Consider the following 13439-nt stretch of genomic DNA (forward strand, 5'->3'; position numbering starts at 1 on the left):
TTTTTGGTTTCAACTCCGGCGGGCTGCGTTACTTTGTTTCATGCTTCCTCATGCCACCTCGTCTCATTTATCCGCAACTGGTGTCCGCATCTTACGCGAAGTGCTGGTTTCCAATTGCTTGGGGCGCGACGTGGAACTGACCATTGCGCTGCCGCCGGCCGCTGCCGTCGCCGAAATCTTCCCAGTATTATATTTAAATGACGGCCAGGATTTCGAACGCCTGCACCTGGAAGCAACCCTGAACGCCCTCTATGCCCGTCAGGCCATTCGGCCCTTTGTACTGGTGGCGCCCCACGCCAACGAGCTGCGCACCCAGGAATACGGCACGGCCGCGCACGCCGATTTCAACGGCCGCGGCAGTCTGGCCGGGGCTTACACCCGCTTTATGCTGGAAGAGTTGCTGCCGTTTGCCCAAGCCCATTTTCAGGCCTCGGCCAACCCGGAGGAGGCCGTCATGGCCGGCTTTTCGCTCGGCGGGCTGTCGGCTTTTGATATTGCGTGGCACCACCCCGAGGCGCTGACGCGGGCCGGCGTGTTCTCGGGCTCGTTCTGGTGGCGGCAAAAGGCCGTGGGCGCCGGCTACACGCCCGCCGACCGCATCATGCACGGGCTGGTGCGGGCCGGGCAGCTACATCCGTCGCACCGCTTCTGGCTGCAAACCGGCACCCTCGACGAGCGCAACGACCGCAACGAAAACGGCGTCATCGATTCCGTCGAAGACTGCCTCGACCTCATCGAAGCGCTGCTTGACAAAGGCCTGGATGCCCAACGGGCCCTGCGCTACGTGCAGCTGGAAGGCGGCCACCACCACCAGCATACCTGGGGCCACATTATGCCCGATTTTCTGCTCTGGGCTTTTGGGCGGCCGGAAGCCGCGGCGGCGTTGCCGGCGCCCTTGCCCGTGGTGCGCCTGCAGCTCGACCCCGCCCTGGCCCCGACCATTGTGCCGGCCGACGCGCCGCCGATTGTCATGCCCGTTCCCCTCGTGCTGCCCACCGAATCAGCACCCGAGGTACAGCCCGGCACCCGTATCGCCGACCTTTTTACTTCATCAAGCCCACTCGCTATGTCCACCACGCGCCCCGTTGAGGGGGATTTTCTGCCCTATGCCGGCAATTACATCAACCTCGTGCCCGACGGCACCGACCCGGTGGAAGCCCTGCGCACCCAGCCGCAGCAAATTCACGCCGTTTTTGCCGGCCTGAGCGAAACCCAGACCGAGCAGGCCTACGCGCCCGGCAAATGGACTCTCAAGGAAATGCTGCTGCATCAAATTGATACCGAGCGTATTTTCTCGTACCGGGCGCTGCGCTTTGCCCGCGCCGACAGCCAGAATCTGCTGGGCTTCGAGCAGGACGACTACGTGGCCCACAGCGGCGCCAACGCCCGCACCCTGGCCAGCCTGCTGGCCGAGTACGACGCCGTGCGCGCCGCCACCGTGGCCCTGGCCGAGAGCTTCACCGAAGAGCAGCTGAACCGGCGCGGCACCGCCAACAACGGCCCGGCCACGGTGCGCGCCCTGCTCTTCATCACGGCCGGGCACGAGCTGCACCACCTCAACATCATTCGCGAGCGGTACCTGCCCATTCTGCACGGATGAGGCAAAGTTTATACCTTCGCCCGCCACAACACACCGGTCAGACCGTGCGTTGAAATACCCGGAACGAACCCCTCACCAAACTTCTTTTCAATCATGGCCAAAGCCCAAGACGCCCGCAAAGAGAAAAAGAAAGAGCCCACCAAATCCATGAAGGAGAAAAAAGCAGAGAAAGAGGAAAAGAAAGTAGCCCGCGCCCGCAAGCAGGAATAGCTGCTGAACTCCAAATTCAGGCTGTTTTTTGGAAGCCTCGGATTTGGTGCACGATATCATGGAATCAGAAAACAAAAGGCCGCTCATCCGAGCGGCCTTTTCGCGTTGGTCAGGGGGAGGGTCAGAGCGTGTAGTACGGCTCCTTTTCTTTATCGTGGTGGCGGATGTAGCCGTGGAGCACGAGCTTTATCAGCGTCTGGAAAGCGCGGCGCTTGCCAAAATTGACCAGTTTCATGAACTGGGCCAAGGTGATGCGGGGATGGTTTTTCAGGTAGTCGATGACGGCCAGCTCCTGCTTGTTGAGCGGTAGGTGCTCGAAGCGGGCATCGGGCTGCTGGCGGGTGAGGAGCTTCTCGGTGAGGCCGCTGGTTTGCACGCTGGAATCGCGCACGCGTACGTAGCCGCGCCAGTCGTCGGGGGCCACCTGGGCGCGGTGGGGCTTGTTCAGGCTTTCGGGCACGGTCACCACCAGCACGGTCCGTCCCTCGGTTTCGATTTCGCGAAACTGCAGCCCCGTCAGGGGCGGCTCCACGTAGTTGGTGGCCGCATCCAGCAGCATAAACACCTCCTCCTCGGCGTCGCGCACGCCCAGCACGCGGCCGGCGTCGTCGACGCCCACCAACACCTGCCCGCCGCGGGTGTTGGCCAACGACGCCAGCGTGCGCGAAATGCGGTGCGGGTGCGTGGTTTTTTGCTTGAATTCCAACTCCTCGCCCTCGCCGCGCCTTATCAGTTCGTGTAAATCCATACCTTAGTCAAACGCAAAACCGGAATAAAAAATGCCGCTCCCGTTAGTCGGAAGCGGCATTTTTAGCAGACCGCGCTGCTGAAAGCAACGGGCTGATTACGCGGCTGGCGTGCCTTAGAAAGGCAGGTCGTTGTCGTCGTCGCTGGCGATGGGGGCCGCCGAGGGCTGAGCGCGCAGCGTGGGGTTCTGGTTTTGCGCGGCGGGGCGGGGAGCGGCTTGCTGCCCACCGCCGTAGCTGTTGCCGGCGTTGCCACCCGAGGCGGGCTCAATCTTCCAGGCTTCGAGGTTGGTGAAGTACAGCATCTGGCCGTTCTTGTTGAAACCACGGCCCCGGAGGTTGAAGGTCACCTTCACTTCGTCGCCCATTTTGAAGGGGTCGATGAGGCTGGTTTTGTCCTGAACCATCTGAAACTTAATATGCTCGGGATACTGGCCGTCCTGGACTTCCAGCACGAACTCACGCTTGCGAAACTTTTCGCTTACCTGCTGTTCGTCAAAGATTTCGTGCAGCCGGCCGGTTACGTCGTATGCCATAAAATTGGGAGTGTTTTGGTAGTAATAAACTTGAACATCAAACCTACGAAAAAAAACACTAGCAGCCCGCTAGCCGTTCCCCGCGGCTACCTTTGCAGCCGCTTTTCGCCGTAAATTTTCGATAAAAAATGTTTGCACTCGCCCTTCACGGCGGGGCCGGAACCATTGCCCGCGCCTCCCTTTCTCCTGATGCCGAACGCGAGTACCGCGCGGCCCTCGACGCGGCCCTGCACGTGGGGTATTCGCTTCTGGCCCAGGGCGGTGCCGCCTTCGATGCCGTGGAAGCCACCGTGCGCAGCCTCGAAGACTGCCCGCTGTTCAATGCCGGGCGCGGGGCCGTGTTCACGCACGAGGGCCACCACGAAATGGACGCCGCCATCATGCAGGGCCACACCCGCTTGGCCGGGGCCGTGGCCGGCGTGCGCCAGGTGCAAAACCCCATCCGCGCGGCCCGCCTCGTGCTGGAGCACACCGAGCACGTGCTGCTGGCCTACCCCGGTGCCGACGAGCTGGCCCGCGAGCACGGCCTGCCGCTGCAGCCGCCGGAATATTTTTTTACCCAGCACCGCTTCAACCAACTGCAGGAAGCCCTGCAGGAAGGCCGCATGCGCCTCGACCACAGCCAGGCCCGGGCCGCAGCCCCCGCGCCGCTTGAAGAGCCCGAAAAGTTTGTGGACAACGCCGACCCCAACTGGAAAAAAGGCACCGTGGGCGCCGTGGCCCGCGACCAATACGGCCACCTGGCGGCCGCCACCAGCACCGGCGGCATGACCAACAAGCGCTACGCCCGCATCGGCGACACGCCCCTTATCGGGGCCGGCACCTGGGCCGACGAGCGGTGCGCCATCAGCTGCACCGGGCACGGCGAGTATTTCATTCGGGCCGTGGCGGCCTACGACATTGCCTGCCTGATGGAGTACAAAGGCCTGAGCCTCGAAGAAGCCTGCCGCGTGGTGGTGCACGACAAGCTGGCCCCGGCCGGCGGCGAAGGCGGCCTCATCGCCGTGGACGCGGCCGGCAACGTGACGTTGCCCTTCAATTCCGACGGCATGTATCGCGCCAGCCGCGTGGAGGGAGGCGCCGCCCAGGTGGCTATATATAAGGAGTAGCTTTTGCGACGGTGAAAATGCGGCGGTAAAAAAGAACGCCATGCTGCGCGCAGCGCGGCATGACGTTTAAGTGGCTGCTTGGGTGGCTACCAGGTGTAATGCACCAGCGGCTTGATGCGGCGGTCATAAATCTCCCGCACCTTCAGCACTTGCGCTTCGGTGAGGGGCGGCATTTCTGCGGCTTGCAGGTTTTGCAGCAACTGCTCGGGGCGTGAGGCGCCGGGTATCACGCAGCTCACTTCGCCGAACATCAGAATCCAGCGCAGGGCAACGTCGGCCAGGGGCTGGTGGGGGAAGGCTTGCTTGAGCTCTTCCACGGCGGCCAGGCCGGTGGCGTAGTCCACGCCGGAAAAGGTTTCGCCTTTGTCGAAGGCCTCACCATTGCGGTTGAAGTTGCGGTGGTCGTCGGGCGCGAAAGCCGTTTGGGCCGAGAACTTGCCGGTGAGCAGGCCGCTGGCCAGGGGCACGCGCACAATCAGGCCGATGTCGCGCCGGGCAGCTTCCTTGAACAGCAGCTCCGCCGGGCGCTGCCGGAACATGTTGAAGATGAGCTGCACGGTGGCGACGTTGGGGAATTCAATGGCCTTCAGGCCTTCCTCAATTTTTTCGATGCTCACGCCGAGGTGCTGAATTTTGCCTTCCTCGCGCAGCCGGTCGAACAGCTCAAATATTTCGGGGCGGTAATACACCTCCGTGGGCGGGCAGTGCAGCTGAATGAGGTCGAGGGTTTCGAGCTGCATGTTGCGCAGGCTCTCTTCCACGAAGCGGCGCAGGGCGGCGGGCTGGTAGGCGTCGGCCACGTGGGGCTGCAGGCGGCGCCCGCATTTGGTGGCCACGAAAATGCGCTCGGAGCGGGAGCGCACCAGCCGGCCCACGGCTTTTTCGCTTTCGCCGTCGCCGTACACGTCGGCGGTGTCGATGAAATTGAGGCCGGCGTCCACGGCGGCGTTCAGAATCTGGTCGGCGTTGGCGTGGCTGAAGGGTTCGCCCCACTTGCCGCCCACCTGCCAGGTGCCGAGGCTGATTTCAGAAACGGAGATGCCGGTTTTGCCCAGCTTGCGGTAGTTCATAGGTTGGTTGCTTGATGGAAGACGATGTAAGAAGTGGCGACTTGAGCTGCAAAGCAAGGCACAACGGGCTTACGTAAGCGGCCGCTTTCGGGCAACGTGCGCAACAAAAAGCCCGCTCTTCGGAAAGAGAAGCGGGCTTTTTGATGGCAGGTCGTTGCTAAACCTAGCGGGCTGCGGCCGTCGCTTCCGTGGCCAATGGTGCGGTGGCCTGCACTGGCAGGGCGTCTTTGCTCACGTAGAATTTCCGTTCGCGCATGTCGTACACGTTGCCTTTGGCCAGCACGTGCATGGTCACGTTTTCGATGGACAGCACTGTGCCTTTCTTGGCCGCGGCGGCATTGTTGTGCTGAATGTCGTGGCCATCGAGAATAATAACCAGGTTAGAGCCAATGGTTTCGACCCAGTTGCCCTGGGTGATGAGCACGCCGGTGTCTTCGCCCAGCCCGATGCCGATGAGCTTGGGGTGCAGCGCCACCGACTCAATCAGGCGCCCAAAGCGGCCGCGCTTCACAAAGTGCGAGTCGACGATGGCCGCCGGCAGCAGGCCCAGGCCGCTGCCCATCTTCACGGCGCCTTTCAGCAGCGCATCAGGCACCGAGCCGCCCCGAATCATGTGCTGCGACATGGCCATGGCGCCGGCGCTGGTGCCGGCAATCACGAAGTTGGGCTCGGCGTAGTAGCGCTGAATCATGCGGTCGAGAAAGTCCGTTTCGCCAAACATCTCGCGCAGCCGCGACTGGTTGCCGCCCGAAAACATGACCACGTCGGCGGCCAGCAGGCGCTCCAGGTATTCGGGCTGGCGGGCGTCTTCGGGCGTGCGAATGTCCATGATGCCCACGTTCAGGCAGTTGAGCATGGCGAAGGAGCCCGTATAAATCGGGCCAACTTCCTCCGGAATCATCGACGCCGTGGTGATGACTTCGATGCGCGGGTCGGCCTTGCCCGTTTCGAGGACGATGCGCTTGAGGATGCCCAACTCAAAAAAGTTGAGGTAGTACTTGCGGCGGGTCCGGGGGTTGGGGTACGTGCCCTTGTCCTCGTTGCCCCCCACGGCGATGAGCTTGCCGAGCGGAATGATGGATTTCAATGGATGCCTTAGTTATATGTAGTACTGAAAGAGCTGAACAGATGGGGGCGGCGCAAGGGCCGGCGGCCACCGCCCGGCAAAGTTCGGGCCGGGCGCGCTTATGTGCGCGTATCCAGCATCGCATCGAGCGTGCCGGTGGCCACGGAATGGTAATTGGGCCGGGACTGCGCATAAACGGCGCGGGCCTGGGTAAGGCCGTCGGGCGTGGCCAGCAGGGCCCGGTATAGCGGCACCAGAAACTTGCGCCTGCCCACGTGCCGCAGAAAATTTTCCAGCGCCGCGTCGGCCGGCGCGTAGCCGGCCCGCAAAGCCCGCGGAAACCAGGCCGCCAGAATTTCGGCGTTGCCGGAAGTGGTGAATTGAAAGGCTGCGTCGAGCTCCGCCACCCGTTCGACCGGAAGCGAGTCGGAAAGCCCGTGCAGAAAATGGACCCACTCGTGGCTGCTCCAGCCGGCGGTGGCCGGCAGGAGGGAAGCCGGCGCCTCGCCCGCCGCCAATCGGCCCAGTTCCTGGTCGACGGCCTCGAAGCGCCGCGACGCAACGGGCGGGGCGTTGGGTGGCAGCCCGGGGCCATCCACCCAGGCCGCCAGATTCAGCCGCGATTCAAGGCCCGGCTCCTGGTCGAGCAGCTCGGCGCGGAGATAGTGCAGAAAAGTGGCGGTGTCCATCGCCTGAAAGCTGAAGCGGGCGAAGTACTCTTTAATAAAAGCATCGAGCCGGGGCCGGCCCACCAGCGACTCCAGCGTGAGTAATAACGCACAGCCTTTTTCGTAGGCAATTTCGGTGAGGCCCTCGTCGGGGTCGCGGCCCGCCAGGGCCAGGTGCAAATGGGTGTCGGGGCTGGCAACGCCGATTTCGGCAATGGTCTCCTGCATCGCGGCCCGGCCCAGTACCTGCAGCATGTCGGCGTATTCAGCCCCATACAAATGTTCCATGATGCGGCGCTCGAAATACACCGTGAAGCCCTCGTTCAGCCAGAAGTCATTCCAGGTTGCATTTGTAACCAGGTTGCCAGACCAGGAGTGAGCCAGCTCGTGCGCCACCAAACTGGTAAGGCTGCGGTCGCCGGCAAGGATGGTCGGTGTTACAAATGTTAATCTGGGGTTTTCCATGCCACCAAAGGGGAAGCTGGGCGGGAGCACCAGCAAATCGTACCGCTCCCAGCGGTAGGGTCCGTACAGCTCTTCGGCAGCGGCCACCATCTTTTCGAGGTCAGCAAACTCGTGGCTTGCCGTGGGCAGGGTGCCAGGCTCGGCGTAAATGCCCGTGCGGCCGCTGAGCGGAGCGAACCGCAGGTCGCCCACGGCCAGGGCCATCAAGTAGGCCGGTATGGGCTGGGCCATGCGGAAGCGGTACTCGCCACGGGCGTCCAAAGTCTGGGGGTTCTCGGCGCTCATCAGCGCCAGCAGATGCGGCGGCACCCGCACCGTCGCATCGTAGGTGAAGCGGATGCCGGGCGAGTCCTGGCACGGCAGCCAGGTGCGCGCCAGGATGGCCTGCGACTGCGTGAACAGGAAGGGCTCGGTGCCGGCCGTCTGCGCGGGTTCGAGCCACTGCAGGGCGGCCGCCGTTGGCGACGTGCGGTAGCTCACGCGCACGGCCGTCGTATCGGGCGCTAGCGGCACGTGCAGCGCTTGGCCGAGCACGGCATCAGCCTGGCCCAGCGTGAAGGCCGCCGACGTCGAATTTCCAGTGGCATCAAAAAGCTCTACTTGTTCAATGGTCAGGTCCCGCGTGTCGAGCACTAGTTCGGTGGCTGGCTGGTTGGCCAGCAGGCGCCAGGTGGCGCGGCCCGCGAGGCTGCGGGTGGCAAAGTCCACGGTCAGGTCCAGGTCGAGATGGCTCACTCGGGCCGGGCTGGTGCCAGCGTAGCTGTGCGGGTCTTGGGGAAGGGGCTGGGAATACGAAGGGGGCATGGGTAGCGGGTCTAAAAAACAACGGGTACCGGTGAAAGCCACGACGGCGCGCCACGGCAAATTATGCCAACACCGGTCTGCAGGTGTCAACACGGCGGCCGTTGGCAAATTAAAAGCTTCGCCTGGGCATTCCGCAGGCGGGGGCTGGCCGTTATCAGTGTGCTGCCTGTAAGGCGTTTAGCCGAGAAAGGGGAGTGGCCGGCCACTTAAAGCAGGCCTGAGTGGTACGAAGTTGGCACGATTACGGGCATGGCGACTCTAGTCCTTGCCCGCCCAGGGTGTAATTTGCAGCCGAACGGCCAGCGGCCATTCCCAACGCAACTTACCCTTCAGCTTGGCAGTACAACCGCCGGCTTCGGGCCGTTGCCTGGGGTAGATGTTTCGCTTGCTTCATTTTTTTCAATGTCTTTCCTTCTTCGATTTTCTTCGCTGCTCTGGGTGCTGTTTGCGGCAGCCATTGGCGGCCTCACCCTACAGGCCTGCGGCTCCGACGGCAACCAGTCGGCCGGCGGCGGCACCAGCGCGGCTGCGCGCGAGCTGGGGGCCCAGCCCCTCGTCGACAGTACCTACGTCATCAGCACGTTTCGGGCCGAGCCCCAATTCAAGGCCCAACTCCTGCCGGCCCGACGTTTTTACCGGGAGCGACAGTTCCGGCTGGCTTGGTTCAAAGACCACCAGCCCGTTCCGCAGGTGCAAACCCTGCAGAACATAATTGCTAAAGCATCGGATGAGGGCCTCGACCCTAAAGACTATAAAATTAAGGATTTTAAGGCGCTGTTTGCAAAGCTGGAGCAAGTGCGGGCCGACTCGGCGAAGCGTACGGCGCTGGAGCGTGAAATTGACGTGGCGCTGACCGGCACTTACATGAAGTGGGCGTCGGACTACTACCGCGGCGTGGCCAATCCGCGCGACTTGAAGAGCACGACCTGGCAGGTAAAGCCCAACAAAATCAAACTCAACAAGGCCCTGCTCACCTTCCTGGGCGAGCGGAAAAGCCGCTACAATTACTACGAATTTGCCCCGCTGCACCCCGAGTACGACCAGTTGAAAAAAGCGCTGGCCATATACCGTGCTCAGGAGCGTGCCGGCGGCTGGCCCGCGCTGCCGGCCGGCCTCAAGCTCAAGCCAGGGCAGGCGTCGCCGGCCGTGGCGGCCCTGCGCAAGCGGCTGCTCAATAGCGCCGGGGGCGAAGCTGCCAGCACGCCGCCGGCCGACTCGACGCGGGTAGGGACGGCCCCGGCCGCCTACACCTACGACCCCGAGCTGGTGGCCGCCGTGAAGCAGTTTCAGCAGGATGCCGGCCTGAAGCCCGACGGCGTGGTGGGCGGCGAAACCCTGCGCCAACTCAACGTGCCCATCGGCGCGCGCATCGACCAGCTCATCCTGAACATGGAGCGCTGGCGTTGGCTGCCCAAACGCTTCGAGCCAAACTACCTTTTGGTGAACATTCCGGAGTACACCCTGCACGTGGTGGAGAACGACAAGGAAACTTTTTCGATGCCCGTCATCGTGGGAAAAGTGCTGCACGAAACCCCCATTTTTAGCGACAAAATGGAGTATGTGGTGCTCGCGCCGTATTGGAACGTGCCCTTCAGCATCATCGAAAATGAGATGCGCGACAAGCTCGTGGCCGACCCCGTGGGCACCCTCAACCGCCTCAATATGGAGGTGGTGAAAGGCTTTGGTCGCAAGGCTAAAGTGATTGACCCCACCTCTGTGGACTGGGCTAACGTGACGCAGCAAACTTTTAAGTACACGCTGCGCCGCCGCCCCGGACCCGACAACGACCTGGGCGATGTCAAGTTCATCTTCCCCAATTCGAACGACATTTACCTGCACGATACCCCGCACGATGCCCTGTTCTCGCAGTCGGCCCGCAGCTTCAGCCACGGCTGCGTGCGGGTGAAGGAGCCCATCAAATTGGCCACCTACCTCCTGCGCAACAAGGCCGGCTGGGACCAACAAACCATCCTCGATACCATTGCTGTGCGCCGCGAGAAATACGTGCCGCTCAAGGAGAAACTACCCGTGTATCTGGTTTACTTCACGGCCTGGGCCGACGCCGCCGGGCATCCCCACTTCCGGGATGATATCTACGGCCACGACAAAACCCTCGCCAAGGAGTTCTTCGACTAGGGCGAAAAAGCCACTTGCCAGGTGGCCAGGCCCAGCGCAACCTGGCCTGATATGACACCGGATGGCCAAAGCAGCCGTCACTAAAAAGGCCCATCAGCATTCGTGCTGATGGGCCTTTTATATTAGTACAAATGTTAATTAAGTTCGAGGCTCATAGAAAAATCCATCAGATGCCATGTAAACACAAAAGTAAATTTAACAGATAATTCATGTAGATATGTAAACTATTGTGATAGGGTGTCCTGGTGAACCATTATTCTTTTAGGCTTACATTTGTTATTAATTGCCTTGTCTGAAGAATGGTTGAACGTATCAGGACGTTGCTGGAGGCCCGGCAGCTAACCCCCACCCAGTTTGCCGATGCCATTGGCGTAGCCCGTCCTATTGTCAGCCACATTCTGTCGGGCCGCAACAAGCCCAGTCTGGAAGTGGTGCAGCGTATTTTGGCTGCCATGCCGGACCTGTCCATGCCCTGGCTGCTCAATGGCACCGGGCCCATGCTTGCCGTGGGGGCTTCAGAAGCCGCCTCGCCACCGGTAGCGGCCCCGGCTCAACTCAGTAGCCCTCCCGTGCCGGCACCAGCGCCTCTAGCACATCCAGAGCCGCGAAAAGCAGTGCAGCAAGAGCCTGTTACTGAAGCCGCCAGCTTGCCAAAGCCCGAAAATCAGCTCTCACGGCCGCGTCAGGCGCCTAAGCCAGCAATGAGTGCGCCGCTACCCAAACGTTTTGCACCAAGACTCAAAGCGGCTCCTGCTCCCGTAGCATCTGCGCCTAGTGAGCCAGCCCCCGATGCTGCCACGCCAGGCTCAGTCGCCTCCCCCGCGGGGCTTACCGAAATGCCGCAGGCCACCGGTCCCGACATGGCCGCCCAACTGCTGGCCAACTCCGAAAAACCCATTCGCCGGATAGTGATTTTTTATCGGGACGGTTCGTTCGCGGACTACCAACCCGAATAGTCTGCCGCTGCCCATTCGGTAGTCTATTGCCCTGCCACTGCTGCCCGCCCTGACGCCCGTTGCGTAAGTAACAGACGTCAGGGCGGGCTTTTGTATACGCAACGCACAGGCGGCAATTGCTGCCTTGATAAGTGGCCCGAATTCCCGCTTCAGCTTTACTGCCAGCCCCCTCGCAATAGCCCGTCAGACGTTTTCCACCTTCAGCCACGAACCGGTTGTGCGTTACCAGTGCCGCTAAATGGCGCCAAGCAGTATGCTTGTAACAATGCAGGTTTAATGCAATTTGGCAGTAAAGAAAATCAGCAAACAGGGCACTCAATTCAACAAGCCGATGAGATAGCCAAAATTCTTTCTAATTAGAATATTAAAGTCCTTGTCTTGCTAAATAAAATAGGTGATTTTTATGTATCGGATAACCAAGGATATTTTAAGGAATAAGTATCTTGTTTTCAATGATATTTGTAATGCTAATCAAACCACAGAATAAACCTTATTGTGTTAAGTTTTTTCTTGTTGTTACAGTGACAAGTTTGTCATATTGCTAACGGTGGCCACAGCGAAGTGGAGCCTTATGCACGGCAAGGCCCATCCGCTGCGTGCTAACTGTGTTGACAGGCAGGGCCCAGGATTGAGTGCTATAGTAGAGCCTGAATCCAAAGGGCATGGTGCTAATTGCTTGAGCGGTGTTTGCGCCGCGAGAGCAGTGTGCAAAGAGATTGTTTCGTTGGGAATGACTGCCTACCAAGGCAGCAAATTCAACCTTCCAAACCGCCTTTGTGGGAAGTGCTGCGATAGAACCAAAATGCGTCCTGTTGTCAAATGTTAATCTGTTATTCGTAGGGTAGCGCCTTCAGCGTGCGTTTGAGGTGGGAGAAAAAGAAAACCCAGTAGACTTATAACTCAGAAGGACGTGAGTGGACTGGGGTTGGCCATTTGGCGGCGCTGGGCTACCTTCGCAGCATGAAACTGACCCGCACGAATCTTTGGTTGGCCGCAGTGGCGGCTTTGTCCCTGACGGCCTCTTGCTCTCAGGCCCCCGATGCTGAAAAAGACCCCATGGCCGATGCCGCCTACAAGCGCGCGCACCGTGCCGAAGGATATCGCGAGGCCCAGCGTTCTAACGTCACCCGTCAATAAGTCCCTGTCAACTGTCCGCGCGCTCGGATGGTTGAGTTGGCATCGAAAAAGAAAAGCCCCCGTCAAGAAATTGACGGGGGCTTTTTGCATGGGGAAGCGGCGGTTGAAAGGCTGGCCGGCAAGCTCCGTTATTAGAGGACCACTGCCAGTGCCGGCGTGGGAACGGGCGCCGCGTTGAAATCGGGCAGGCTGATGCCGGCCAGCAGGTCGCGCTCCAGCAGGTCGGCCCAGGTGCGGAGGTACAGCACTACGTCGTCGCGCTGGTTGTGGCGCAGGGCGTTGCGGCGCTCAAACGGGATGGCGGCCCGAATGGCGGGGTCGGATATGCGTTCGAGGTGGGTGAGGTCTTCGCGCGAAAAGCCGAGGGCCAGCATCTCGTCGATGGTTTGGTCGATGGGCAGGCCGCTGGTGGGGCAATAGTCGATGAGCTGGCGCTCCCAGTCGCCGTAGCGCTGCATGGCGCGGGCGTGAATTTCGGCTTTGGTCAGGCGCGTGACGGTTTGGGCAAGGTGCCCGCAGTTGCAGCTGCCCATGTGGCCCCATTGGTAGGGCGCCTGGGTGGCGAGGCGTTGGGCGGTGTCGCGCAGGGCTTGGATAACAGGGAGCGTGGGCTGAGCCATATTGAGCAGAAATTAGTTACCAACGAAGCAAGTAATCAGGCTAAAAAGCAACAGGCCCCGGAAAAGGTTTTCCGGGGCCTGTTGCACTTGAAGAGGTAATGAGCCAAGCCGTTGGCCCGCCTGATGGCGGCGCACCGACGGCAACTAACGTGGCTAGAACGAGCCGCGGCGCGTGCCGCCGGCATCGCCGCGCCGACGGCCGCCGAGGTCGCCGCCTTCGCGGTTGCCGCCCACGTTCACGCGGGCGCCGCCGCTGCCAAAGCGGCGAGCGGTGTCCGACTGGCCTTCCCGGGCCGGTGCGGCCGGCCGGCTACGC

11 protein-coding genes are annotated in these 13439 nt (G+C 61.3%); 5 read left to right on the forward strand and 6 right to left on the reverse strand.

The annotated features are described in order from the left end of the window. Nucleotides 1–100 precede the first annotated feature (100 nt). Nucleotides 101–1600, forward strand: coding sequence for an alpha/beta hydrolase-fold protein (locus IC234_RS21810; RefSeq protein WP_317173369.1), 1500 nt, complete (start codon nt 101–103; stop codon nt 1598–1600). 331 nt (nt 1601–1931) lie between these two features. Here IC234_RS21810 and IC234_RS11550 read toward each other — a convergent pair whose 3' ends face one another. After that, nucleotides 1932–2558, reverse strand: a complete 627-nt coding sequence (locus IC234_RS11550) for an AlbA family DNA-binding domain-containing protein (protein ID WP_190924632.1) — start codon at nt 2556–2558, stop codon at nt 1932–1934. A gap of 114 nt (nt 2559–2672) precedes the next feature. After that, nucleotides 2673–3092: a DUF3127 domain-containing protein gene (locus IC234_RS11555; RefSeq protein WP_190924634.1), complete on the reverse strand. Its 420-nt coding sequence runs from the start codon at nt 3090–3092 to the stop codon at nt 2673–2675. A gap of 128 nt (nt 3093–3220) precedes the next feature. On the opposite strand from IC234_RS11555, the gene IC234_RS11560 reads away from it, so the two are divergent. After that, nucleotides 3221–4201: an isoaspartyl peptidase/L-asparaginase family protein gene (locus IC234_RS11560; RefSeq protein ID WP_190924636.1), complete on the forward strand. Its 981-nt coding sequence runs from the start codon at nt 3221–3223 to the stop codon at nt 4199–4201. Between the two features lie 86 nt (nt 4202–4287). On the opposite strand, the gene IC234_RS11565 is transcribed toward IC234_RS11560, so the two are convergent. From IC234_RS11565 to IC234_RS11575, 3 genes are all read right to left on the reverse strand, one after another. Further along, complete coding sequence (locus IC234_RS11565; protein WP_190924638.1) at nt 4288–5271, reverse strand: aldo/keto reductase; 984 nt, start codon at nt 5269–5271, stop codon at nt 4288–4290. Between the two features lie 163 nt (nt 5272–5434). Then, nucleotides 5435–6358: a cyanophycinase gene (locus tag IC234_RS11570; protein ID WP_190924640.1), complete on the reverse strand. Its 924-nt coding sequence runs from the start codon at nt 6356–6358 to the stop codon at nt 5435–5437. Nucleotides 6359–6456: 98 nt separating this feature from the next. Then, entirely contained in the window at nt 6457–8274 is a 1818-nt protein-coding gene (locus IC234_RS11575; RefSeq protein ID WP_190924642.1) for a M1 family metallopeptidase, read from the reverse strand. Between the two features lie 402 nt (nt 8275–8676). On the opposite strand from IC234_RS11575, the gene IC234_RS11580 reads away from it, so the two are divergent. The 3 genes from IC234_RS11580 (at nt 8677) to IC234_RS11590 (ending at nt 12503) form a co-directional block, all read left to right on the forward strand. Beyond that, a complete protein-coding gene (locus IC234_RS11580; protein ID WP_190924644.1) occupies nt 8677–10410 on the forward strand; it encodes a L,D-transpeptidase family protein in 1734 nt (577 codons plus the stop codon). 299 nt (nt 10411–10709) lie between these two features. Then, nucleotides 10710–11366 (forward strand): helix-turn-helix domain-containing protein, encoded by a 657-nt coding sequence (locus tag IC234_RS11585; protein WP_190924646.1) that lies wholly within the window; start codon nt 10710–10712, stop codon nt 11364–11366. Nucleotides 11367–12326: 960 nt separating this feature from the next. After that, nucleotides 12327–12503 carry a hypothetical protein gene (locus IC234_RS11590; protein WP_190924648.1) on the forward strand — a complete coding sequence of 59 codons (177 nt, stop codon included), beginning with the start codon at nt 12327–12329 and terminating at the stop codon, nt 12501–12503. A gap of 131 nt (nt 12504–12634) precedes the next feature. On the opposite strand, the gene IC234_RS11595 is transcribed toward IC234_RS11590, so the two are convergent. After that, nucleotides 12635–13123 carry a hypothetical protein gene (locus IC234_RS11595; RefSeq protein ID WP_190924651.1) on the reverse strand — a complete coding sequence of 163 codons (489 nt, stop codon included), beginning with the start codon at nt 13121–13123 and terminating at the stop codon, nt 12635–12637. Between the last annotated feature and the right edge of the window lie 316 nt (nt 13124–13439).

Source organism: Hymenobacter armeniacus (genome assembly GCF_014699055.1).
Classification (GTDB): Bacteria; Bacteroidota; Bacteroidia; order Cytophagales; family Hymenobacteraceae; genus Hymenobacter; species Hymenobacter armeniacus.